20 protein-coding genes, 1 tRNA gene and 1 pseudogene are annotated in these 22,141 nt (G+C 63.4%); 14 read left to right on the top strand and 8 right to left on the bottom strand.

The window, feature by feature from the left end; genetic code table 11:
• Nucleotides 1-31: 31 nt before the first annotated feature.
• Together IVA95_RS34535 and IVA95_RS34530 are read right to left on the bottom strand one after the other, a co-directional pair.
• Nucleotides 32-1,153: a TRAP transporter substrate-binding protein gene (locus IVA95_RS34535; protein ID WP_247514577.1), complete on the bottom strand. Its 1,122-nt coding sequence runs from the start codon at nucleotides 1,151-1,153 to the stop codon at nucleotides 32-34.
• Between the two features lie 325 nt (nucleotides 1,154-1,478).
• On the bottom strand, nucleotides 1,479-3,170 hold the full coding sequence (locus IVA95_RS34530; protein WP_247514576.1) for an MFS transporter: 1,692 nt from the start codon (nucleotides 3,168-3,170) through the stop codon (nucleotides 1,479-1,481).
• A 149-nt stretch (nucleotides 3,171-3,319) separates the two neighbouring features.
• Here IVA95_RS34530 and IVA95_RS34525 point away from each other — a divergent pair, with 149 nt between their 5' ends.
• The 3 genes from IVA95_RS34525 (at nucleotide 3,320) to IVA95_RS34515 (ending at nucleotide 7,759) form a co-directional block, all read left to right on the top strand.
• Nucleotides 3,320-4,687 (top strand): hydrolase, encoded by a 1,368-nt coding sequence (locus IVA95_RS34525; RefSeq protein ID WP_247514575.1) that lies wholly within the window; start codon nucleotides 3,320-3,322, stop codon nucleotides 4,685-4,687.
• Nucleotides 4,688-4,861: 174 nt separating this feature from the next.
• Nucleotides 4,862-6,247 (top strand): cytochrome P450, encoded by a 1,386-nt coding sequence (locus tag IVA95_RS34520; protein ID WP_247514574.1) that lies wholly within the window; start codon nucleotides 4,862-4,864, stop codon nucleotides 6,245-6,247.
• Nucleotides 6,248-6,349: 102 nt separating this feature from the next.
• The gene (locus IVA95_RS34515) at nucleotides 6,350-7,759 is read left to right on the top strand and encodes an adenylate/guanylate cyclase domain-containing protein (RefSeq protein WP_247514573.1); all 1,410 of its coding nucleotides are present in this window, start codon (nucleotides 6,350-6,352) and stop codon (nucleotides 7,757-7,759) included.
• A gap of 6 nt (nucleotides 7,760-7,765) precedes the next feature.
• Here the strand turns inward: IVA95_RS34515 and IVA95_RS34510 are convergent, their stop codons facing one another.
• Nucleotides 7,766-8,242, bottom strand: coding sequence for a hypothetical protein (locus IVA95_RS34510; protein ID WP_213250720.1), 477 nt, complete (start codon nucleotides 8,240-8,242; stop codon nucleotides 7,766-7,768).
• Nucleotides 8,243-8,613: 371 nt separating this feature from the next.
• Here IVA95_RS34510 and IVA95_RS34505 point away from each other — a divergent pair, with 371 nt between their 5' ends.
• From IVA95_RS34505 to IVA95_RS34490, 4 genes are all read left to right on the top strand, one after another.
• A complete protein-coding gene (locus tag IVA95_RS34505) occupies nucleotides 8,614-9,117 on the top strand; it encodes a TerB family tellurite resistance protein (protein WP_213250723.1) in 504 nt (167 codons plus the stop codon).
• Between the two features lie 231 nt (nucleotides 9,118-9,348).
• Entirely contained in the window at nucleotides 9,349-10,128 is a 780-nt protein-coding gene (locus IVA95_RS34500; RefSeq protein ID WP_247514572.1) for an SDR family oxidoreductase, read from the top strand.
• Nucleotides 10,129-10,294: 166 nt separating this feature from the next.
• Nucleotides 10,295-11,095, top strand: a complete 801-nt coding sequence (locus tag IVA95_RS34495) for a glutamine amidotransferase (RefSeq protein ID WP_247514571.1) — start codon at nucleotides 10,295-10,297, stop codon at nucleotides 11,093-11,095.
• Between the two features lie 226 nt (nucleotides 11,096-11,321).
• Nucleotides 11,322-12,134 carry an enoyl-CoA hydratase gene (locus IVA95_RS34490; RefSeq protein WP_213250731.1) on the top strand — a complete coding sequence of 271 codons (813 nt, stop codon included), beginning with the start codon at nucleotides 11,322-11,324 and terminating at the stop codon, nucleotides 12,132-12,134.
• A 225-nt stretch (nucleotides 12,135-12,359) separates the two neighbouring features.
• Here the strand turns inward: IVA95_RS34490 and IVA95_RS34485 are convergent.
• Nucleotides 12,360-12,435 (bottom strand) — tRNA-Ala (locus IVA95_RS34485).
• A gap of 183 nt (nucleotides 12,436-12,618) precedes the next feature.
• Between IVA95_RS34485 and IVA95_RS34480 the strand changes: the two genes are divergently transcribed.
• From IVA95_RS34480 to folD, 3 genes are all read left to right on the top strand, one after another.
• Nucleotides 12,619-12,909: a YggT family protein gene (locus tag IVA95_RS34480; protein ID WP_247514570.1), complete on the top strand. Its 291-nt coding sequence runs from the start codon at nucleotides 12,619-12,621 to the stop codon at nucleotides 12,907-12,909.
• Nucleotides 12,910-12,928: 19 nt separating this feature from the next.
• Nucleotides 12,929-13,246 carry a DUF167 domain-containing protein gene (locus IVA95_RS34475; protein ID WP_213250737.1) on the top strand — a complete coding sequence of 106 codons (318 nt, stop codon included), beginning with the start codon at nucleotides 12,929-12,931 and terminating at the stop codon, nucleotides 13,244-13,246.
• Nucleotides 13,247-13,310: 64 nt separating this feature from the next.
• Complete coding sequence (gene folD / locus IVA95_RS34470; RefSeq protein WP_247514569.1) at nucleotides 13,311-14,195, top strand: bifunctional methylenetetrahydrofolate dehydrogenase/methenyltetrahydrofolate cyclohydrolase FolD; 885 nt, start codon at nucleotides 13,311-13,313, stop codon at nucleotides 14,193-14,195.
• Between the two features lie 112 nt (nucleotides 14,196-14,307).
• Here folD and ppa read toward each other — a convergent pair whose 3' ends face one another.
• Together ppa and IVA95_RS34460 are read right to left on the bottom strand one after the other, a co-directional pair.
• Nucleotides 14,308-14,838, bottom strand: coding sequence for an inorganic diphosphatase (gene ppa / locus IVA95_RS34465; RefSeq protein ID WP_213250741.1), 531 nt, complete (start codon nucleotides 14,836-14,838; stop codon nucleotides 14,308-14,310).
• Between the two features lie 141 nt (nucleotides 14,839-14,979).
• Nucleotides 14,980-15,489, bottom strand: a complete 510-nt coding sequence (locus IVA95_RS34460; protein WP_213250743.1) for a GNAT family N-acetyltransferase — start codon at nucleotides 15,487-15,489, stop codon at nucleotides 14,980-14,982.
• A gap of 343 nt (nucleotides 15,490-15,832) precedes the next feature.
• Here IVA95_RS34460 and IVA95_RS34455 point away from each other — a divergent pair, with 343 nt between their 5' ends.
• The 4 genes and pseudogenes from IVA95_RS34455 to IVA95_RS34445 all read left to right on the top strand — a co-directional run bounded on the left by IVA95_RS34455 (nucleotide 15,833) and on the right by IVA95_RS34445 (nucleotide 18,584).
• On the top strand, nucleotides 15,833-16,669 hold the full coding sequence (locus tag IVA95_RS34455) for an alpha/beta hydrolase (RefSeq protein WP_247514659.1): 837 nt from the start codon (nucleotides 15,833-15,835) through the stop codon (nucleotides 16,667-16,669).
• Nucleotides 16,670-16,683: 14 nt separating this feature from the next.
• Nucleotides 16,684-16,841 (top strand): annotated as a pseudogene (locus IVA95_RS39210) (DUF2269 family protein); the annotation flags it as partial.
• A 5-nt stretch (nucleotides 16,842-16,846) separates the two neighbouring features.
• A complete protein-coding gene (locus tag IVA95_RS34450; RefSeq protein WP_247514568.1) occupies nucleotides 16,847-18,166 on the top strand; it encodes an SDR family oxidoreductase in 1,320 nt (439 codons plus the stop codon).
• Between the two features lie 10 nt (nucleotides 18,167-18,176).
• Nucleotides 18,177-18,584, top strand: coding sequence for a thiol-disulfide oxidoreductase DCC family protein (locus IVA95_RS34445; RefSeq protein WP_247514567.1), 408 nt, complete (start codon nucleotides 18,177-18,179; stop codon nucleotides 18,582-18,584).
• 245 nt (nucleotides 18,585-18,829) lie between these two features.
• Here IVA95_RS34445 and IVA95_RS34440 read toward each other — a convergent pair whose 3' ends face one another.
• Both IVA95_RS34440 and typA read right to left on the bottom strand, forming a co-directional pair.
• Nucleotides 18,830-20,089, bottom strand: a complete 1,260-nt coding sequence (locus IVA95_RS34440) for an NAD(P)/FAD-dependent oxidoreductase (protein WP_247514566.1) — start codon at nucleotides 20,087-20,089, stop codon at nucleotides 18,830-18,832.
• Between the two features lie 207 nt (nucleotides 20,090-20,296).
• Complete coding sequence (gene typA / locus IVA95_RS34435) at nucleotides 20,297-22,123, bottom strand: translational GTPase TypA (RefSeq protein WP_213250754.1); 1,827 nt, start codon at nucleotides 22,121-22,123, stop codon at nucleotides 20,297-20,299.
• Nucleotides 22,124-22,141 lie beyond the last annotated feature (18 nt).

Here is a 22,141-nt window from a genome sequence, read left to right as displayed (position 1 = left end):
GCGCAGCGCCGATAACGCGCCGCGAAGGTCGTCACACCTTGAGCACGCCCGGGAAGTGATGCTCGAAGGCGCCACGATAGTCCGTCGCGTTGGTCATGTTGTAGTAAACCACGCGGCGCACCCATGCCTTCTGCGAGTCCATCACTTTCTTCATGAATGGATCTGACCCAAGCTGAGTGATCAAGCCGTCCCACGCCTTGATCTGCGCATCGAACACGGACTTCGGCGTCCGCTGAACGTTGACCTTGTCCTTGTTGATCAGTTCCTGCAGGTCCTTGGAGTAGTAGTCCATCCCCTTCCATTCGTTGGCGGAGGAGACTGCCTCTGCGGCATACTGCAGGATCGCCTTCTGTTCGGCCGCCAACGCATTGTATTTCGTGCGGTTGAACATGATCTCGAAGTATTCCGTCGCCTGATGATGGCTGCCCAACATGTAGTTCTTGGCGACGTCCTGTGCGCCAAAGCGCCTGTCCGAGGTCGGGTTGTTGAACTCGAATCCGTCGATCACGCCGCGCTCCATGGCCGGCACGATTTCGCCGCCCGGAAGCTGTGCGACAGAGGCGCCCATCACCTGGAACAGGTCGGCGGCCAGACCCACCGTGCGATACTTGAGCCCCTTCAGGTCGGCATCGCTGGTGATTGGCTTCTTGAACCAGCCAAGCGGCTGGGTCGGCATCGGCATCGCGAAGAAGCTCTTGATGTTGACCTTCATGATCTGCGTCTGCAGCTCTTCAAACAGCTCCTTGCCACCGCCGTTGTGTATCCAGCCAAGGCCTTCGTTGGCATTGAAGCCGAACACCGGACCGGTGCCGAACAGCGACGCCGCCTTGTGCTTGCCATACCAGTAGACTGTCACCGTATGTGCCGCGTCGATCTGGCCGCCATGCACGCCGTCGAATACCTGGAACGGGTGCACGACCGAGCCGCCCACCAGATAGTCGATGCGCAACCGGCCGCCCGCCATCTCGTTGACGCGCTTCACATAGTCTTCGGCCATCTCGTTGAAGACGTCGGCTTTGCCCCACGAGCCCTGCATCTTCAGGGTCGCCGTCTGCGCCCGGCTGACTTGTGGCATCGCAATCGCCGCACCGCCGGCGGCTGCGGCCGTCAGGAAACGGCGCCGCGTCGTTTTTGTATCGCTACGCTTGCTCATGAGTTCCTCCCGGTTGAGATGTCGCCCGCTGTCGCCGCAGGCTTGTTTGTCTCAACGACAAGTCAAAGGCTTGCGCGGCATTTTGGCAAGCGGGAAGTGCGCGTGCTCCTTATGAATCGCTCAAGCGGCAGGGCAACGTTGCCATTTCGCAGGCGCGAAGCAGGACCTGTTCGCGTTCGGCGGGGCGAATGCGCGCCGGCATCTTGCACTTTAGTCGCAGGAAATTGGTAGCGCGGTGTCGGCAATACGCTGAATCAAGTTGGGCTGATTTATTCCCGCGCCATTCTGCGCCCAATAGCCGCGCCGCGTCGCCCTTACCGATTGATCAGGTGCTGCTGCCTGCTGCGGTTGCGACTACCGGCAAGACCTCGTTGGCGGCGCGGTCGGGGGTATCTTCCTTCCAGCGGACCGAGCCGAACGGGCGCTCCAGCATGCGACGGACGCGGATCGGCTCCGGCCCGAGATGAAAGTCGATCGCGCGCTGGTGCAGGGCGCGCTCCGACTGCGTCGCCCGGTTACGCTGGCGCAGATAATCGAGCCAGGTCGGGCAATGGTAGCGCTCGGTCCATAATTCGGGGTCGCCGATGTCACGCGCGATCGACCAGCCATAGGCGCCGTTGCGCTGGCGGCTGAGCTGCACTTCCTGCATCACATTGTGAAACGCGCGCGCGTTATCCTGCGCGACGCGATACTCGATTTCGACCACCAGTGGTCCGCTGCGCCCCGTGAGCGACAGCCGCACTTCGGGATCGGCAAGCAGTTCGGTGGCATCCTCGTTGCGCGCGCCGACCGGCGGCATGCGCAGCCAGATGCCAAGCAGGGGTGAGATCAGCATCAGCCCGGCCGAAACCAGGAGAGCGATCTCCACGCCGGCGAGGTCGGTGAGGTGTCCCCAGCCCCAGCTTCCGACCGCAATGCCGCCGGCGATCGACGCCTGGAAAGCCGCCAGCGAGCGGCCCGCAACCCAGCGCGGCGCTGAAAGCTGCACGCCGATATTGAACAGAGCGACCGCCAGCATCCACACCGCGCCGGCGAGCACGAGCGCAATCGCCGTCAGGACCGCGTTGGTGCTCAGGGCGACCGCCGCGATCGCGCCGGCCATCGATATCGCGCAGGCGCGCACCGCGGCCTCGCCGCTCATGCGCCGGCGCACCTCGCCGATATTCAGCGCGCCGAACACCGCGCCCATGCCGAAGGCCCCGAGCATGATGCCGTAGGTTTGCGCGCCGCCATGCAGGAGATCGCGGGCGACCAGCGGCATCAGCGCCGAGACCGAGCCGCCAATGATGCCGGTGACCAGCGTGCGCGTCAGCACGATCTTGATCGATGGCGAATTGGTGATGTAACGCACGCCGGAGACCATGGCGCGGTTAAGCCGTTCGCGCGGCAGGCGCGACGGCTCGTTGGCGCGATTCCACAGAAACAGCACCACTATCAGCGGCAGATACAGCACCGCATTGACGGCAAAGGCGGCTACGGCGCCCGATGTGGCGACCACGATGCCGCCGATCGCCGGACCGAAGCTGCGCGCAATATTGTAGCTGATGCCGTTGAGTGCGACCGCCGCCGGCAGTGTCTCCGCCGGCACCTGCTCGCTCACCGAGGCCTGCCAGGCCGGCCCGAACAGCGCCATGCCGCTGCCGACGACGAAGCACAGCGCCAAGAGGATGTTCGGCGTAACGAGGCCGAGCCACGCCAGCACCGTGAGCGCGGTTGCACCGACAAGAGCGATGCCGAGCGAGACCAGCGCGACGATGCGGCGGTCGTGCATGTCGGCGATAGCGCCTGCGGGCATCGAGATCAGCATGACCGGCAGCATCAGCGCGGTCTGCACCAGCGCGACCTTGTCGGCCGAAGAAGTCATCTGCGTCATCGCCCAGGCCGCGCCGACGCCCTGGATCAAAATTCCCAGATTGGAAACGAGGCTGGCGAGCCAGATCCGCCGGAACACCGCGTGCCGCAACGGCGCTGCGATCCCGTCTGTTGCAAGACGCGAACGTTTCGGCTGGTCGGTCATGATCGGTTCCGTTGGCGTTTTGTCACCGGCTTGATTCCGTTCGAATGTAAGGTGATGCCTGCGAAAGCGCCGGCCTGTCCAGTCGAAGCAGCACCATCGGGGGTGCTATCGCACAGCTAAGGTATTGAAAAGCAACGGGAGGTTTCGGAATGCGGCTGTCGCGGCGGTTGATCCTCAAGAGTGCCGGAGCGTTGCCCTTGCTGGCGGGCGGTCTTCCGCTCCTCGGTCTGCAGGCGCGGGCGCAGACCGCGCCTGCAGCCGTTCCGCCGATCCTGTTTGTGCATGGCAATGGCGACCATGCGGCGCTCTGGATCACGACGCTGTGGCGAATGGAATCGAATGGCGTGCCGCGCGAGCGAGTGCTGGCGATCAATTTCACCGACCCGCTGGCGCGGAGTGACGACAAAGTGGAGCAACCGAACCGTTCCTCGACCGAAGACCAGCGCCGCGAGCTCGGCGAGGCCGTCAAGGAATTGCAGCGTCGTACCGGCGCCGCGCGCATCGCCCTGGTCGGTAATTCGCGCGGCGGCTATTCGATCCGCAATTACATCAGAAATGGCGGCGGAGCTGATGTGAGCCACGCCGTGCTGTGCGGCGTTCCCAATCACGGAATCTACGATTGGGGTGACGGCATCAATAACGAGTTCAACGGCCGCGGCCCATTTTTGCGTGGCCTGAATGAAGGCGACAGCGAGGCGACGCCGGGCACGGCGTTTCTCACTTTGCGCAGCGACGGCAACGATAAATATGCGCAACCCGACGGACGCTTCGTCGGCAAGCCGGGCACGCCGACCGGCGTGACATCAGATGGTCCTGCGCTGAGGGGCGCGACCAATCTGGTGCTCGGCGCGCTTGATCACCGCGAAGTCGCCTTTCATCCGCGCGCGTTTCGCGAGATCTATAAATTTATCGCTGGCGTGGAGCCGTTACGCATCGAGATCGTGCCGGAAGCGGACGTCAAACTGAGCGGACTTGTGACGGGCTCGCCGGGGGGCGTCGTCACCAACCGCCCTGTGGCCGGCGCAATGGTCGAAATCTATCGCGTCTCTGCCGAGACCGGTGAACGGCTCGGCGGCCTGATCCACTCTTCGCAGACCGGCGCCGATGGCCGCTGGGGTCCGGCGCAGGTCAACCCGACCTGGTATCTGGAAATCGTGCTGACATCGGCCGGTTCGACCACGACGCACATCTATCGCTCGCCGTTTCCGCGTTCTTCCGAGATTGTGCATCTGCGCGCCGCACGCCCGCTCGGAACGGCCGATGCCGGTGCGGGGGCGGTGGTCCTGATGTCGCGCCCGCGGGGCTATTTCGGCTTGCCACGCGATGTGGTGCTGATCGACGGCAAGGAGCCAAAGGACGTGAAATCAGGCGTGCCGGCCGATTCGGTCACCACCTTGCGGCTTCCGGCGTCGGAGGTCGGCAGGCCCGTCGTGACCATCTTCAACACCGAGCGGATCGTGGCACGGGCCTGGCCGGCCTCCGAGAACCGGATTGCGGTTGCCGAACTGACTTATTAGCTGTTTCCTGACGGGTGCGCCTTTGTGGCGCCCGGATCGAATACATAGTTGGAGCCGTAGCCCGCATGAGCGAAGCGATATGCGGGGGCGTTGGTCCCGGATATCGCGGAACCTGTCATCGGGCGCGCATTTCGCGCGACCCGTTGACTCATCCGGGCTACGAGAGTGGCGCCGATGAGCATAGCCGAGACCTACGACATGACGGTTGCGCGAGCTCCATTGGTGCCGCCGAGCCCGCCGCGGGCGCCCGACGACATGACCGTGTTCGGGCGGATGAAGGCGATCCGCGAAAGCCCGATCGGTAGCTGGGGTCAGCGGGCCTATGAGGAAGATATCGTCCAGGGCCGCTTCTTCGGACGCAGCACGTTCATTCTCAACGCGCCGGATGCGATCAAGCATGTGCTGGTCGACAATTACGAGAATTATACGCGCACGCCGGCCGGCATCCGGGTGCTGCGTCCAATCCTCGGCGAAGGCCTGCTGATTGCCGAAGGACGCGCGTGGAAGCATCAGCGCCGCACGCTGGCGCCGGCGTTCACGCCGCGCGCGGTAATGCCGCTCGTTCCGCACATGCTGGCGGCGATCGACGAAACGGTCGCCAAGCTCAGAGCCGCCAGCAATGGGCACGTCGACCTGCGCGAGGCGATGCAACGGATGGCGCTCGAGATCGCCGGGCGCACCATGTTCTCGTTCGGGATGGATCGCCATGGCGCCGCCTTGCGCGATTTCGTGATGGAATATGGCGAGCGGCTGGCGCGCCCGCATTTCCTCGATCTGCTGCTGCCGTTGAGCTGGCCAAGCCCGCAGGACATTGCACGCAGCCGCTTCCGCAAGCGATGGACCGCGTTTGTCGGCATGCTGATGGCCGAACGCCGCGCCGCCGGCAAGCAACAGGGCGGGCCGGCGCGCGACCTGTTCGACCTGATGGGCGACGCGCGCGATCCGGAAACCGGCGAGGCCTTCACCGACGAACAACTCGGCGATCAGGTCGCGACCATGATTCTCGCCGGCCATGAGACGACGGCGACCGCACTGTTCTGGGCGCTCTATCTTTTGGCGCTCGATCCTGCCACGCAGGAGCAGGTGGCGAGCGAAGTGCAGGGCGCGACGGTCAACGGCGCGTTCGATATCGAGCGGCTGAAATTCACCCGCGCGGTGATCGATGAGACCATGCGGCTCTATCCGCCGGCGTTCCTGATCGCACGCGCGGCGATTGGGCCGGATAAGATCGCCGGCCTGCCGGTCAAGAAGAACGACATTGTCCTGATCGCGCCGTGGCTGTTGCATCGGCACGAGAAACTCTGGCGCGATCCGAGCGCGTTCATCCCGTCCCGCTTCATGACGGGAACGCCGCCCGACCGTTTCGCCTATCTGCCGTTCGGCGTCGGCGCCCGTGTTTGCATCGGCGCGCATTTTGCGCTGGTTGAAGCCACGCTGGCGCTGGCGAAGATGATCGGCGCGTTTCGCGTCACGCTGTTCGACAAGGAGCCGGTGATGCCGATCGGCGTGGTGACGACGCAGCCCGACCGTTCGCCGATATTTGTGATCACGCCTCTGTAGTCTTTTTTTGATCCGGGATTGCCGGAGAGCGCGAAGAAAATGCGTCAGAGAAGAAAGCGCACCTTGCGCAGTCGCTGCGGGAGCGTCATCTAGGTTGTCACCATGAGCGATACCCAGGCCCAGTTCGCAGTCTTGAAGCAGACCGCCGATCCCGCGGTGGTCGACGCCATCTCGCAACTGATCGCCAAGGGCGAGGACCGCGACCTCAACCGGATCAACCTGTTGGATTTTGCTGCGCGCTACGGGCTCGACGAGGAAAAGGTCATCTCGGCCTTCCTGCATTCGGCGCGGCTCGGGCTGTTCGATCTCACCTGGAATGTGCTGTGTCCCGGCTGCGGTGGCGTGCTCGGCGCGCACGACACCCTGAAATCCCTCCGCCACGACGATTACAATTGCGCGCTATGCGCGCAAGGTTACGAGGCATCGGTCGACGACCGCGTCGAGGTCGCATTCACGGTCAGCCCGCGCGTCAGGCGCATTGCCGCACACGATCCCAACACGCTGCCGATCTGGGAATATAACCGCCAGATGTTCTGGAGCTCGGGGATGGACCTGAGCGAGGAATCGATCAAGCGGCTCATCGATGAAGTCTCGCTCGAAGCCATCGAGTTGCCGGCGGGCGAAAAGGCGGTGCTGTCGCTGCAATTACCCAACCAGTTCGTGATCGTGTTCGAGCCGGTAACGCATTCGGCGCATTTCTTCGATGTCCAGGGCGAGCCGACCCGCGAGCGGCAACAGTTTTCGATCGTCTTCAACAAGCTGCAGGCGCCTACGGGCTCGACGGTGATGCGGCCGGGACCGCTGCGGCTGTCGCTCGAAAACCAGACCGATCACCGGGTGCTGCCCGCGGTCTGGGTCGCCAACGACACGCTCCATGAGCTGCTCGGCAAGCGCAAGCCGATCCTGACCGCCAAGCGGATGCTGTCCAACCAGACTTTTCGCGACGTCTTCAAGGCGGATAATCTCAACGTCGATCAGCGCCTCAAGATCACCTCGCTGACCTTCCTGTTCACGGATCTCAAGGGCTCCACCGCGCTCTATGAGCGGGTCGGCGATCTCGCCGCCTTCGACCTGGTGCGGGCGCATTTCCACGCGCTGCTCGAAATCATCGCCTCGGAGAAGGGCGCGGTCGTGAAGACGATCGGCGATGCCGTGATGGCGACCTTCATCAGGCCGGAACATGCGATCGTTGCGGGCCTGCGCATGCGGGCGGCGATGGCGAAGCTGAATGTCGAGCGCGCCCGGGAGGACCTGATCGTCAAGATCGGCATCCACGAGGGTCCGTGCCTGGCGGTGATGCTGAACGAGCGGCAGGATTATTTCGGCCAGACCGTCAACATCGCATCGAGAGTGCAGAGCCTGTCGACCTCGCAGGAGATCCACATCACCGGGCCTGTGATCGAATCGCCCGCGGTGGCCACGATCCTGGCGAAGCAGGCGATCCGGCCGATCCAGAAGGAAGCGGCACTGCGCGGCATCGCCGACAAGATGGTGGTGTACGAGATACCCTAAACGGCGCTACTCGATCACGATCTCGCCGGTCATGCCGAGTTCGGCGTGGGTCTTGCCGTCGCTGGTCTTGATGTCGCAGCGCAGGTCGCTGGCACGGCCGGCTGCGATCGGCACCAGCCACCATTCGGCGGATTGTCCCGGGTAGACCTCGATCTCGCGGATCGCGCCCTTGAATTCGGCGAGCGTAACGGTCTTGCCGTTCTGCTGCTGCGTCACCTGCGCCTTGCGCGTGAACACCATCTGCGAGAACGCGTGCGAGGTGAAGTAGTGCGGATCGTTGCTCGAATTGCGCAGGATTAGCTTGTAAAGCTTGCCCGTTTCAAACTTGAGTTGCTTTGGCGCGAATTCGTGTTTGCCGGGCGCGCCGAGATCGACCGTCACCTCGATCGGCGTCTGTCGCGACAGGTCACCTGCCGCAAGCGCAGCTCCCGAAGCGATTCCGAGCACAACGGCAGCACCAAGTGCGAAGCGGAAGGAGGCCATGATCGTTTCCTCGAAAAATCGCTTGTTGGAACAGCGAGCTCTTCTCTAATGCAAATGCGAATTACTTGCAATTAGATTATCGACCTCGCAGCGTGCGGCGAATCGCGCGAGTCGGACTTTGCCCGATTGGACATGTCTTTCCGAAGCAGCAAGGTCGAACCCTCGACCGCGGGCTCGCTTCAGCAGAAAGCGAAAGCCGCTCGCCGTGGCGGTTCTGAGCCCTGCCTAGGTTTAGCGCAGAAATTTCCGTCACATTCAACGTGACGCCGATTTAATCTGCGTGCCTTGTCAGCGACCCACGCGCGGATTGCGAAGGCCAGCTCTTCGACCCATATTCGCTCAACAGCTTCTTCGAATTTGCAGGTAGATTGATGCTCGACGGACTGCGCCAATTCATTGCCGACATCGTTGCACCCAGCGCGGATTCAGATCTCGCGTTCGATGATACCGGCTATCTTCTCGCGGCGACTGCACTACTGGTTCACGTCGTCTCGCTCGACGGCGAGCCGAGCGCGATCGAGAAACGCAAATTGCACAGTTTGATCGAGAGCCGCTTCAAGCTCGATCCCGGGACGGCGGATCATTTGATCGCGTCGGCGACGCGGGCCGAAGGTGAGGCGGTCGATCTCTATCGTTTCACCAGCGTCATCATGCGTTCGGTGAACGAGGAGGGCCGGCTTCGCATCATCGAGATGATGTGGGAACTGGTATACGCGGATGGCGAGGTCAGCGAGTTCGAGGATAACGTCGTCTGGCGCGCGGCCGACCTGCTCGGCATTTCCTCGCGCGACCGGATCGACCTCAAGCATCGGGTGGCTGAGCGGCAGCCGGCCTCGTCCGCAGGTGCGCCGAACGCCGAAGACGCAGCAATGTGATGGTGAGTGATGAAGCCGTGCTTAATTGCAGATGACGAAACTTTAATGTGCGACGCAATCGGCGGCGACCGCGCGCGAGATAAGCCTGAAAACATAGGAACTTCAGCGCGTGGGGCCATACAGGCCCGCATGGCGCCATATTTGGGGGATGGCTTGCGTCACACCGCGCGCCTATGCTCTCGTTCCCGTGCTGGCGGCATAACCCTGATTTGATATTAAGAGCATTCAACCGTGACCGAGCGTGTGACGCTGATTACCGGTGCATCGGCGGGCATAGGCACCGAGCTAGCACGCGTTTTTGCATCGAAGGGCCATCGCGTAGCGCTGGTGGCGCGGCGCGCTGATCGCCTGGAAGCGTTGGCGGCGGAAATCAAGGCGGCCGGCGGCGCGGCACCGATCGTCATTCCCTGCGACCTCGCGCAGCCCGATTGCGGCGACATGATTGCCGAGGCCTTGATCGCCGCCGGCGTAGAGGTCGAATATCTCGTCAACAACGCTGGATTTGGCGTGTTCGGCAGAGCGATCCAGCGCGATCGCTCCAACCAGCTCGAGATCATCGCCGTCAACATCCGCGCGCTGACCGACCTGTCGCTGCGGTTTTCCGATCACCTGATCCGCAATCGCGGCGGGCTTCTCAACGTCGGCTCGATCGCGGGTTTCCTGCCGGGGCCGGGAATGGCGGTCTATTACGCGTCCAAGGCCTATGTGCTGTCGTTCACCGAGGCCATGCGCGCAGAACTGGCGCCACATGGCGTGCGGGTGACGGTGTTGTGTCCGGGGCCCGTGCCCACGGAATTTCAGGCGCGCGCCGGATTTAATCCCGGTTATGATTCGGCGGTCCTCAACGTCTCACCGGCCGATGTCGCTCAGCAGGCCTATAGCGGATTGATGGCCAACAAACGGGCAGTGTTGCCGGGTCTCGGCATCAAGATTGTGCCATTCATGCTCCGGCTGTTTCCGCGCTCCTTTATCCTCGGGGCGATCGGTCGCTTCCAGCTCCGCCAGCGCTGAAGAAATCTCCGGGTTTTCCGGTGTTCTTGCCCGTTCGCACGCGGGTCGCGCGCGCTGACCGCATCTGGCCCGCGGTTTGCTTACATTTTTGGATGTGTGCGTGAACTCACCCGAAATTAAGATTCACTTAGGTATGGTTTCGGTCTGAGGCACCTGAGCAACGTCGATGTCGTTCCGGTCGAGCAAAAATGGTGACAACATCGTGCCCTTTCCGGGTCGAAAGGCGCTGCTTGCGCCTGACGCCGCATCCCTGCCACCCGTTCTGATCGTCCTTCACCAGGAAAGCTCGACACCCGGCCGGGTCGGCAACGCGCTGCGTGCGCTCGGCTATCCGCTCGATATCAGGCGTCCGCGGTTGGGCGACCCCTTGCCGGAAACGCTGGACCAGCATGCCGGCGCGGTCATCTTCGGCGGCCCGATGAGCGCCAACGACTCCGACGACTATATCCGCCGCGAGATTGACTGGATCGAAGTTCCCTTGCGCGAGCGGCGGCCGTTTCTCGGCATCTGCCTGGGCGCCCAGATGCTTGCCAAACAATTGGGCGCGCAGGTCGCACCGCATCATGAAGGCCGGGTCGAGGTCGGTTACTATCCGATCCGCCCAACCGCTGCCGGTCATGCGCTCTGTTCGGACTGGCCGGAGCGCGTCTACCATTGGCACGGCGAAGGATTTCAACTGCCTGATGGCGCCGAACTGCTTGCCGAAGGCGATGACTTTCCGGTGCAGGCGTTTCGGCACGGTCACGCGTTCGGCTTCCAGTTTCATCCCGACGTCACCTACGCCATGATGCATCGCTGGACCACGCGCGGGTGCGTGCGGATGGATTCGCCGGGCGCGCAGCCGCGTCACCTTCACTTCGAAGGCCGCGCCGTGCACGACGTCGTCGAACGGGCGTGGCTGAAGAATTTCATTGCGGGCTGGATCGCGCGGGCGCCACACGCAGTTCTGCTGGAAGCAGCCGAATAGCCGCCACGCGGAATTTGCCCGCGCGTCCGAACGCCCTTCAAAAACTGCTGATGTGATAGTGTCGCGCTCCTGAGCCCGTAGGTTCCGAACGGGCGAAAGAGAGGCGAGGTACGGCGCGCGCTTCGCCAGATATTACCGAAGACGCCGTCTATCACGTCTACATCTGGCGCGGCCGAAGGGCTCGCGCGCAAAACAGCAATGACAAGAACGACAGGGGAGACCCGCGGTGACTTACCAGCATATTCTCTACGAGGTGAGCGACAAGATCGCGACCATCACGCTCAACCGGCCCGACCGCATGAACGCGTGGACCGCGACCATGGAGCGCGATGTGCGTCACGCGATGGAGGCCGCCAGCGCCGACGACGATGTCCGCGTCATCGTGCTCACCGGCGCCGGCCGCGCCTTCTGCGCAGGTGCCGACATGGAGGCGTTGCAGGCCATCAATCCCAGCGAGATCCGGCGCGGCGAGAACATCCCGCCCTTCGACATGAACCGCCGGGCGGACTGGCAGACGCGCTACGCCTATTATCCGGCGATCCCGAAACCCGTGATCGGCATGCTCAATGGCGCCACCGCCGGCATCGGCCTGGTCCACGCGCTCTATTGCGACCTGCGCTTTGCGGCCGACAATACCGTCTTCACCACGTCGTTTGCACGCCGCGGGCTGATCGCCGAGCACGGCATTAGCTGGATGCTGCCGCGCATCGTCGGCCACGCCAATGCGCTGGATTTGCTGATGTCGGCGCGGCGGGTCTCAAGCGAGGAAGCGCTGCGGATCGGGCTGGTCAACCGGATCTATCCGCCGGATCAGTTGCGCGAGCAGACCTATGCCTATGCGCGCGATCTCGCCGATTTCGTCTCGCCCAGCGCGGTTTCGGTCATCAAGCGCCAGCTCTATGACGTGCCGTTCCAGACGCTCGCGGAAGCCACCATCGACGCCAACCGCGAAATGCAGATCGCGCTGAAGGGGAGCGATTTCCGGGAGGGCGTGGCGAGTTTTGTGGAGAAGCGGCCGCCGCGGTTTACGGGGAAGTGAGGGGGCGGGGTCGGGTCTGTCGGCCCGCCGTCGCCCTTCGGGCTATGGCGTGGCAGCCTTCGCTCACTTCGCTACGATAGGGCACGGTGTGGCTTGCCGAGCCGTAGCTCGTGAAAGAGTAGTTGCGGATGAAGCCCGTCTCCGCCCTTCGGGCTACGCCGGGCACCACGCTTCACCCTTCGGGCCTCACGTGGCTGCGCCACGCGTAGCCCAAAGGGCGAAGCGTGGTGGAGCCAGGCGGGATCGAACCGCCGACCTCGTCATTGCGAACGACGCGCTCTCCCAGCTGAGCTATGGCCCCGTCGCGACCGCCTCGACATCGTCCGAAGCAGCCGACAATCGGCGCCATTTACAGTCCGGCCAGAGGTCAAGTCAAGAACGGTGAAAGTACCGATTTTGGCGTGATTTTGCCGGGAACTTCCCTTGTTTGCGGGGGGATGAACCGATATCTAGCTGAGTATCCCTCCTGCGAGCTCCCCCTCACATGCGCGCTATCCTCGACATCATCATCATTGTCCTTGACCTATACGTCTGGCTTTTGATCGCCGCGGCCATCCTGTCCTGGCTGATCGCCTTCAATGTCGTGAACACGCGCAACGGGTTCGTCGCGACGGTGGCGGAATTCCTGTACCGGATCACCGAGCCGGCGCTGGCGCCGATCCGCCGGTTCATGCCCAACCTGGGTGGCCTCGACATCTCGCCGATCATCCTGATCCTGATCATCATGCTCATCCAGCGGGTAATCCTTTACTACATCTATCCAAACGTCATCTGACCGCGGGCGCCGCTAGCTGATGGATCCTTGGCGTTACTCCACCGAGGGCATCAGTGTCGCACTGCGGGTGACGCCACGTGGAGGGCGCGATGACATCGACGGCGTTGAAACGCTCGCCAACGGCCGTTCCGTGGTGAAGGTTCGCGTCCGCGCCATCGCTGATGGCGGCGAGGCCAACCGTGCGGTCACGGAACTGCTGGCGAAGGTGCTCGGTGTCCCGAAGGCGAGGGTGAAAATCCTGTCTGGCATGACCTCGCGCATCAAGCAGGTCGCCGTTGATGGCGATCCCAAAATTCTCGGCGAAACGCTGCGAAAGGTAGCCGCCGACAAAGCATGATCCGGAAAAGTGGGAACCGGTTTTCCGAAAAGATCATGCGGAAAAGCGAAGACGAAGGACTGAGATGACGGCACGCATTATCGACGGAAAGGTCATTGCGGCGGAGCTTCGCGCCCGTGTCGCCGAAGAGGTCGCGCGGGTCAAACGCGAGCATCAGGTCACACCGGGTCTTGCGGTGGTACTGGTCGGCAACGACCCCGCCAGCGAGGTCTATGTCCGCAGCAAGCACACCCAGACCCAGGCCGCCGGCATGGCCTCGTTCGAGCACAAGCTGCCCGCCGACGTCGCTCAGGACGATCTCTTGGCGCTGATCGCAAAGCTCAACCGCGATCCCGCCGTGCACGGCATTCTCGTGCAGTTGCCGCTGCCGAAATCGCTTCACGCCGAAACCATCATCAACGCGATCGATCCCGCCAAGGATGTCGACGGGTTGCATCCTAACAATGCCGGCCGGCTGGCCGGCGGCTTTGCCGCGCTGTCGCCGTGTACGCCACTCGGTTGCATCATCCTGACCAAGAGCGTGCATGCCTCGTTGGAAGGCATGAACGCGATCGTCATCGGCCGCTCCAATCTGGTTGGCCGGCCGCTGGTGCAATTGCTGCTGAATGAAAATGCGACGGTGACGATCGCGCATTCGCGCTCAAAGGAGCTGCCGCAGCTCTGCGCGCGCGCCGATCTGGTCTATGCCGCGGTCGGCAAACCCGAAATGGTGCGCGCCGGCTGGATCAAACCGGGCGCTACCGTGATCGATGTCGGCATCAACCGCCAGCCTTTGGCCGACGGCAAGACGCGGCTGGTCGGCGATGTCGCCTTCAAGGAAGTCGCCGAGGTCGCCGGTGCAATTACGCCGGTACCGGGCGGCGTCGGTCAGATGACAGTGGCGTGCCTGCTGGTGAATACGCTACGCGCGGCCTGTGCGATTCACGGCCTGCCTAAGCCGGCGGTGTGAGCTTATCGTCGTTCCGGGGCGGGCGCGAAGCGAGCGAACCATAGTTCGATGCTGGCGCATCGCCCCGGAATGACGGCTTCGTCGTTACCAGGCTGCGTCCGGGACACGAGGCCTATTTCTTATTAGCGCGCTCGATGCCTTCCAGGATCAGGCGGTGGGCGTCCTCAGCGCCCAACCAGCGCAGCACCTTCACCCATTTGCCTTTCTCGAGATCCTTGTAGTGCTCGAAGAAGTGCTGGATCTGCTGCAGCGTGATGTCGGGCAGGTCGTTGTAGTTTCGGACCTTGTCGTAGCGCTGGGTCAGTTTTGAGGATGGCACGGCGATGATCTTCTCGTCGCCGCCAGCCTCGTCTTCCATCAGCAAGACGCCGACCGGCCGCACGCTCATCACGGCGCCCGGCACGATCGCGCGGGTATTGGCAATCAGCACGTCGCAGGGATCGCCGTCGCCGGACAGCGTGTGCGGGATGAAGCCGTAATTGCCGGGATAGCGCATCGCCGTATAGAGGAAGCGATCGACCACCAGCGTTCCGGCTTCCTTGTCCATCTCATATTTGATCGGCTCGCCGCCAACCGGCACCTCGATGATGACGTTGACGTCGTGTGGCGGATTTACTCCGATCGAGATGGCGTCAATACGCATAAGGGGCTCCGTGGTGCTGGGCAGGTGTGCCGACAGGCATAATCGTCATACGCGGGCTTGACCCGCGTATCCATCGTACGTTCAACGGCGCTTTAGGAACGATGGATTGCCGGGTCAAGCCCGGCAATGACGGCCGGAGGTTCAGTTGGTCCAGGCGAAAGCGACTTTATCGAGCGATTTGGCCCCGAACTTCTCCGAGGAGCGCGCCACCATGCGGCCGCCGAGCGCGCGGTAGAATTCCGTCGCCGGGTCGTTGTCGGACAGCGCCCAGATCACCATGCTCTTCAGCCCGCTCTGCATCAGATCGCGCCGGGCGGCGGTGAACAGGCGGCGGCCGAAGCCGAGACCCTGGAATTCCGGCCGCAGGTAGAGCTCGTAAATCTCGCCTTCGAAATGCAGGCTGCGGGCGCGGTTGCGGCCGTAATTGGCGTAGCCGGCGATCTTGTCGCCGAACACCAGCACGCTGACGCGGCTGCCCTTGCGGATCGCGCTGTCCCACCATTGCGGGCCGCGACGGTTAATAAGCTTTTCGAGCTCGGCGCCGGGAATGATGCCCTGATAGGCGGAGCGCCAGGCTTCATCATGGGTAGAGGCCACCGCGGCTGCGTCTGCAGCCTTGGCCGGTCGAACCTCGATCAGGGTTGTGCTCATATCCTGATCAAAGCAAGTCGGCGGGCCGGCTTCAAGGTCCATCGTTAATTATCGGTTAACCTGTGGATTTTCTGCATCAGTTCTTCACGCTTCTGTGCCGAAAGAGGACAGGGTGTTGCTTCGATTTGCGTTTTGCCGGGGTAACGAAGGGGAAAACTATTCTCTGCGTGATCCGTCGAATGCCTTCCGCAAATCCGTTCACGGAAAAATGCGCTGGAGTTGATTCGGCGGCGGTATTCTGTTGGTTACTCGCAACACTCCTCCCGGCTCAGGCCAATCCATGCATCCGCCCAGATTGCTTTTTGCAGTGGCCATTCTTGCTGCGCTCGGCGCGCGGGTGTCGATGGCGCAGCCCGGCCTCGGTGCGCAAGGCCCGGAAGGCGAGCCTCATCGGCGGCAGCAATGGCTGGTATCTTCCCCCGATCCTGCGACCGCGGCGCATGCGGTGCTGTTCAGGCCGCCCGGCAAGGGGCCGTTTCCGCTTGCCGTGATTGCGCACGCCTCCACCCAGAACGTGTTGCGGCGGGCGCAGATGCCGCAACCGGAATACCGCGCGCTCGCCGGATGGCTCGTGGCTCGCGGTTTTGCCGTGCTGGTTCCTGAACGCCCGGGCCACGGCCAGACGGGCGGAAAATACCTCGAGGATCAAGGCGGCTGCGATGAGGCTGATTACGCCAAGTCTGGCCGCGTTGTGGCGGATGCGATCGCCGCTGCCACCGGCTTCATACGCAAGCAGCCCTTCATCCGCGGCGAAGGCATGGTCGTGATCGGTCATTCGGCCGGCGCCTGGGGTGCACTGGTGCTGGCCGGCGAAGATCCGAAGAACGTTGCCGCCATCATCGCGTTCGCGCCGGGGCGCGGCGGGCATGCCAATGATTCTCTCGACCGCGTCTGCGCGCCGCGCACGCTAATGGCTGCCGCCGGCGAATTCGGCAAGGCCGCACGCGTGATGGTGACCTGGCTGGTGGCTGCCAATGACAGCTACTTTTCGCCCGCATTGTCGCGTCAACTGGCCGATGCGTTTCGCGCCGCCGGCGGCAAGGCCGATTTTCGCGTGCTGCCGGCCCATGGCAGTGAAGGCCACTGGCTGGTGGAAACCGGCGGCGGTGTACACCTTGCCGGACCTGAACTCGATCGTGCCTTGAAGGCGCGGTCCCGTACCCCGGCGGCCAAGCGATGACGCTGTATCTCCTGCAGATCGAAATGCGCGATTTCGCGCGCAAGGCGGCGGAGCAAAACCGAGGATTGCCGTCGCGCTATTTTGCACTTTTCCACCGCTGGTTTCTGTTTGGGATTCCCGGGTTTGGCCGGTCATGGCTATTCTCTGGCTGATGATCGCCAAACCGCTCTAGGCAGCATGACCGCCGACATCCGAAAAATCCTGGTGCTCGGCGCCTCTGGCCTGATCGGCCGCTTCGTGACTGACGATCTGCGCGGGAGGGGATTTCGCGTGGTCGGCGTCGCCCGCAAATTATCCGCCTCGCAGAAGAACGGCGCGGTCGATCTCGAACTGCCTCTGATGTCGATGGATGCGGCGGCGATGGCGCGCCTGCTGCGCGATCACGGTATCTGCCTCGTCGTCAATTGCCTCGGCGTGCTGCAGGACGGCCCCGGCAGCGACACCGCCGCCGTGCATTGCGAATTCGTCGCGCGGCTGTTGCAGGCGATCCGCGAAAGCCGCCTCGCGATCCGGCTGGTGCATATCTCGATTCCCGGCTCCGCCGAGACCGACGCCACCGCCTTCAGCACCACCAAGCGCGAGGCCGAACGGCTGATCGCAGATTCCGGCGTCCCGTACACGATCCTGCGGCCGGGTTTCGTGGTGGCATTGGCCGCCTATGGCGGCAGCGCCATGCTGCGCTCGGTTGCGGCGCTTCCGCTCGATCTTTCGCCTGCCGAACGGCTCACGCCATTCCAGCCCGTCGCCATGGAGGACATCGCCGCGACCATCGCCTGGCTTGCCGCGCGCGATCCGGGCGAGGCGAACGCCGTGACGTGGGACCTGATGCAGGAGCAGCCGGTCACGCTCGGCGACGTCATCGATCAATTTCGCGAGGTGTTCGGCACCGGCAAATGGTGGCGCATTGCGATGCCGGCGTTCCTGCTCGATCTCGGTGCCAGGCTCGGCGACCTCACGAGCTTGCTCGGCTGGACGCCGCCGATGCGGACGACGGCGATTGCGGAACTGCGGCGCGGCGTCAGCGGCAGCCCCGCGGGCTGGATGACCGCCACCGGCATCATACCGAAGACGATCGGGCAAATGGCGGGAAAACGCGTAGCGACCATCCAGGACAAATGGTTCGCCCGGCTGTTTCCGATCAAGGCCCTGATGATCGCAAGCCTCGTGCTGTTCTGGGTCGCCTCCGGCTTCATTGCACTGGTGATTTCCTATGACGCGGCGGCCGGAATCCTGCGCAGCCACGGCTTTCCGCCGGCGCTCGTCGCCCCCATTACCGTGGGCACCAGCCTGATGGATATGACCATCGGCGCGCTGATCGCGTTCCGCCGCACCTCGGCATTTGGCCTTATTGCAGGTATTGTTGCATCGCTCGGCTATATGGCCGGCGCCGCAATCCTGACGCCGGACCTCTGGATCGAGCCGCTCGGTGCGCTGGTGAAGACGGGACCCGCGATCGTGCTGATGCTGGTGGCGCTGCTGACGTTGGATAACCGATGAGCCCAAACCTGTGACCCAATGGCCCGATGATGACGTGATCCTCTATGACGGCGTCTGCGTCTTCTGCTCCCGCTGGGTCCGCTTCGTCGCAAGACGCGACATCGAGCGGAGGTTTCGTTTCACCGCGATCCAGTCGGCGTATGGCACACGACTGGCGCAGGCATTTGGCATCGATCCCAACGATCCTGACACCAATGCTGTGGTGCATGGAGGCGTCGCGTATCTCAAATCGGACGCCGCTTTGACAGTACTCGGCATGCTGCCGGGCTGGCGATGGACGCGGGCGCTGTTTGCCGTGCCGAAGCCGCTGCGCGACGCTGTCTACAGCCTCGTGGCGAAAAACCGCTATCGGATATTCGGAAAGTACGACGAGTGCTTTGTGCCGGATGCAGAGATGCGGGCGAGGGTGATTGAATGAAGGCCGTCGCCTCAATCGTCATTTGCGACCAGAGCTTGATGATTTTTGGTTGGATCGATTTGGCCGCAGACGCATTCTACCTCTCCCGCTTGCGGGGGAGGTCGGCGCGAAGCGCCGGGTGGGGGCTCTCTCCACTCGGGCAGTGTCGCCCGCGGAGACACCCCCACCAGCCCTCCCCCGCAAGCGGGAGAGGGAGCGCACCTTCTTCGTGGTCGCAACCAAATCCAATTTCATCATGCTAGGGCTCAGCGCTTGGTCAGTGTGGCCAGCACTTCTTCCGCCGCCCGCTCGCCGCTGTCCCGCGCCCCATGTGCGGTCGAGAAGAACTCCGGCGAGGTCGCCTCTCCCGCAAAGAACAGCCGGCCGTCGACCGGGGCCGCGAGCACCGCCCGATCTCCCGCATGGCCCGGCAGCGCGTGTGAATAGGAGCCGCGGGCGAAAGGATCATACGCCCAGCGTGACTCCGCGAGCGGCTTCAGCTTGCTGCGAAAATCGTTGCCGAGAATCGAGACGATCTCGTCGATGCTAGCCGCGGCCAGCGCGCCAGGGCCGGCATCTTCCAGCGATTGCGCAAAGCGGCCGCCAAAAAAGCCTTCAATGCAGGGTTGGCCGAATGGGCGGATGTGATAGGTGCCCATTTCGGTACGCATGGTGGCGGCGCGCAGATTGCCCTCTACGGGCAGCGCCTCCGGCTGATCCAATGCCAGCGTCACCTTGTCGGCGAGGCCGAGCGGCAGGCCGCGCGCGGCATCGACCTTTTGCGGCAACGGCGGCTGAAAGCGAATCCCTTCGTCTGCAATCAGGCCGGTCGGCACCGTGATGATCACCTTGCCGGCCGTCAGCGTGCCGCGCGAGGTCTCGATGCGGATGCGCTTGGTGGAATGATCGATCAGCGTCACGGCGCAATTGAGCGCCACAGGACAAGTCGCGCCATAGGCCGCCACCAGCGCGCCATAGCCGCGGCGGACGCGCCAGTTGATGTCGCTATCTTCATAGGCGTCCATGTCGAGGATGGAGACCTGGTCGAGCTCGCAGCCGTTGACGTAAGTCGAGATCGCATCGATCATCGGGTTCCAGCGATTGCCAGGCTCCAGATAAAGGCTCGCGGCGCAGTCGCGACCACTCTTCGCGGCTTCCGCCGCCGCTACTTCGGCGCGGTCGTAGAACGCATTGAGCGCGTGCATGAAGTCGTCGCGCTCGGCTTGCGGAAACGCCTTGCCGTGAGCGCGCTCGCGCCAGGGCGGCAGTGACCTGTTGATCTCGAAACCGAGCTGTTCGGCGATTTTGACAAAGGAGTTCTCATCCGCCGAATGCAGCCAGCCGCAGCCGACGTCGAAGGTGACGTCAGGCGAGGCCATGACGGTGTGGGCGCGGCCGCCGACGCGGTCACGCGCTTCCAGCACGATGACGGAGAGGCCGGAATTTTTCAGTGCGTTCGCCGCGCCGAGCCCGGCGGCGCCGGCGCCGATGATGGCGACATCGACTGAGGAGGGGAGGGACGTCATGGGACGCCTCTAGCATGTTCGATGCCGTGCCAGAAGCCGCCTTGAGCATAGCTGTCATCGCGAAGGGAAGACGATGCTATCGTGTCCCGGACGCGGTGCAGCGTGTAACGCTGCTCCGCAGAGCCGGGACCCGTAGGGTGCCACGAACGCTTGGCCCCGGCTCAGCAGCGCACCGTTATCGCGCTGCGTCCGGGGCGCGAGATCTACCTACGCTACCGCTTCCTTGGCCTTTTCCGCGCGCTTGCGGTCATTGGCATCGAGGAACTTCTTGCGCAGGCGGATCGACTTCGGCGTCACTTCGACCAACTCGTCGTCCTCGATATAGGCCAGCGCCTTTTCAAGCGTCATCTTGATCGGCGGCGTCAGACGCACCGCTTCGTCCTTCGACGTTGTGCGGATGTTGGTGAGCTGCTTGCCCTTGAGCACGTTGATCTCGAGGTCGTTGTCGCGGGTGTGCTCGCCGACGATCATGCCCTTGTAGACCTTCCAGCCGGGCTCGATCATCATCGGGCCGCGGTCTTCCAGCTTGAACATCGCGTAAGCCACCGCTTCGCCCTGGTCGTTGGAGATCAGCACGCCGTTGCGGCGGCCCTGGATGTCGCCCTTGTAGGGCGCATAGCCGTGGAACAGGCGGTTCATGATCGCGGTGCCGCGGGTATCGGTGAGCAATTCGCCCTGGTAGCCGATCAGGCCGCGGGTCGGCGCGTAGAACACCAGCCGCAGGCGGTTGCCGCCGGAGGGGCGCATCTCGATCATCTCGGCCTTGCGCTCGCTCATCTTCTGCACGACGACGCCGGAATGCTCCTCGTCGACGTCGATCACGACTTCCTCGATCGGCTCCTGCCACTGGCCGGTGGCCTCGTCCTTCTGCAGCACGACGCGCGGACGCGACACCGAAAGCTCAAAGCCTTCACGGCGCATAGTCTCGATCAGGATCGCGAGCTGCAATTCGCCGCGGCCCGATACTTCCATGGAATCCTTGTCGGCGGCCTCGACCACACGCAGCGCGACGTTGCCTTCGGCTTCGCGCAGCAGGCGGTCGCGGATCATGCGAGAGGTCACCTTGTCGCCTTCGGTGCCGGCGAGCGGCGAGTTATTGACGATGAACGACATCGACACTGTCGGCGGATCGATCGGCTGCGCCACCAGCGGCGTCTCGACGGAAGGATCGCAGAAGGTGTCGGCGACGGTGCCCTTGGTCAGGCCCGCAATCGCGACGATGTCGCCGGCTTCGGCTTCATCGAGCGGGGTGCGCTCGATGCCGCGGAAGGCGAGGATTTTGGTGATACGCCCTTGTTCGATCGTTTTGCCGTCAGCGCCCAGCACCTTCACCTGCTGGTTCGGCTTGATCGAGCCTGAGGTGATGCGACCGGTGATGATGCGGCCGAGATAGGGATTGGCTTCCAAAATGGTGCCGATCATCCGGAACGGGCCCTGCTCGACGCTCGGCGGCGCCACATGACGCACGATCAGGTCGAACAACGGCTGCATGCCGGCATCCTGCGAGCCATCCGGGCTGTCGGCCATCCAGCCCTGCTTGGCCGACCCGTAAAGAATCGGGAAGTCGAGCTGCTCCTCGCTGGCGTCGAGCGCCGCGAACAGGTCGAATACCTCGTTGATGACCTCGGTCGGACGCGCATCGGGACGGTCGACCTTGTTGATGACGACGATCGGCTTCAGCCCGACCTTGAGCGCCTTCGACACCACGAACTTGGTTTGCGGCAGCGGGCCTTCGGCTGCGTCGACCAGCACCAGCGCGCCATCGACCATGTTCAGGATGCGCTCGACCTCGCCGCCGAAATCGGCGTGGCCGGGGGTGTCGACGATGTTGATGCGGGTGTCCTTCCACTGCACCGAGGCGGCCTTGGCCAGAATGGTGATGCCGCGCTCGCGCTCCAGGTCGTTGGAGTCCATCGCGCGCTCGGTGACCTTCTGGTTCTCGCGATAGGTGCCGGATTGCTGCAGCAAACGGTCGACGAGGGTGGTCTTGCCGTGGTCGACGTGGGCGATGATGGCGACGTTACGAAGGTTCATGGCTCTTCTTCTGGTCGT

The sequence above is a fragment of the Bradyrhizobium sp. 157 genome (assembly GCF_023073815.1).
GTDB lineage: Bacteria > Pseudomonadota > Alphaproteobacteria > Rhizobiales > Xanthobacteraceae > Bradyrhizobium.
The sequence above is the reverse complement of the archived record's forward strand: the minus strand, read 5'-3'. Positions and strand labels throughout refer to the sequence as shown.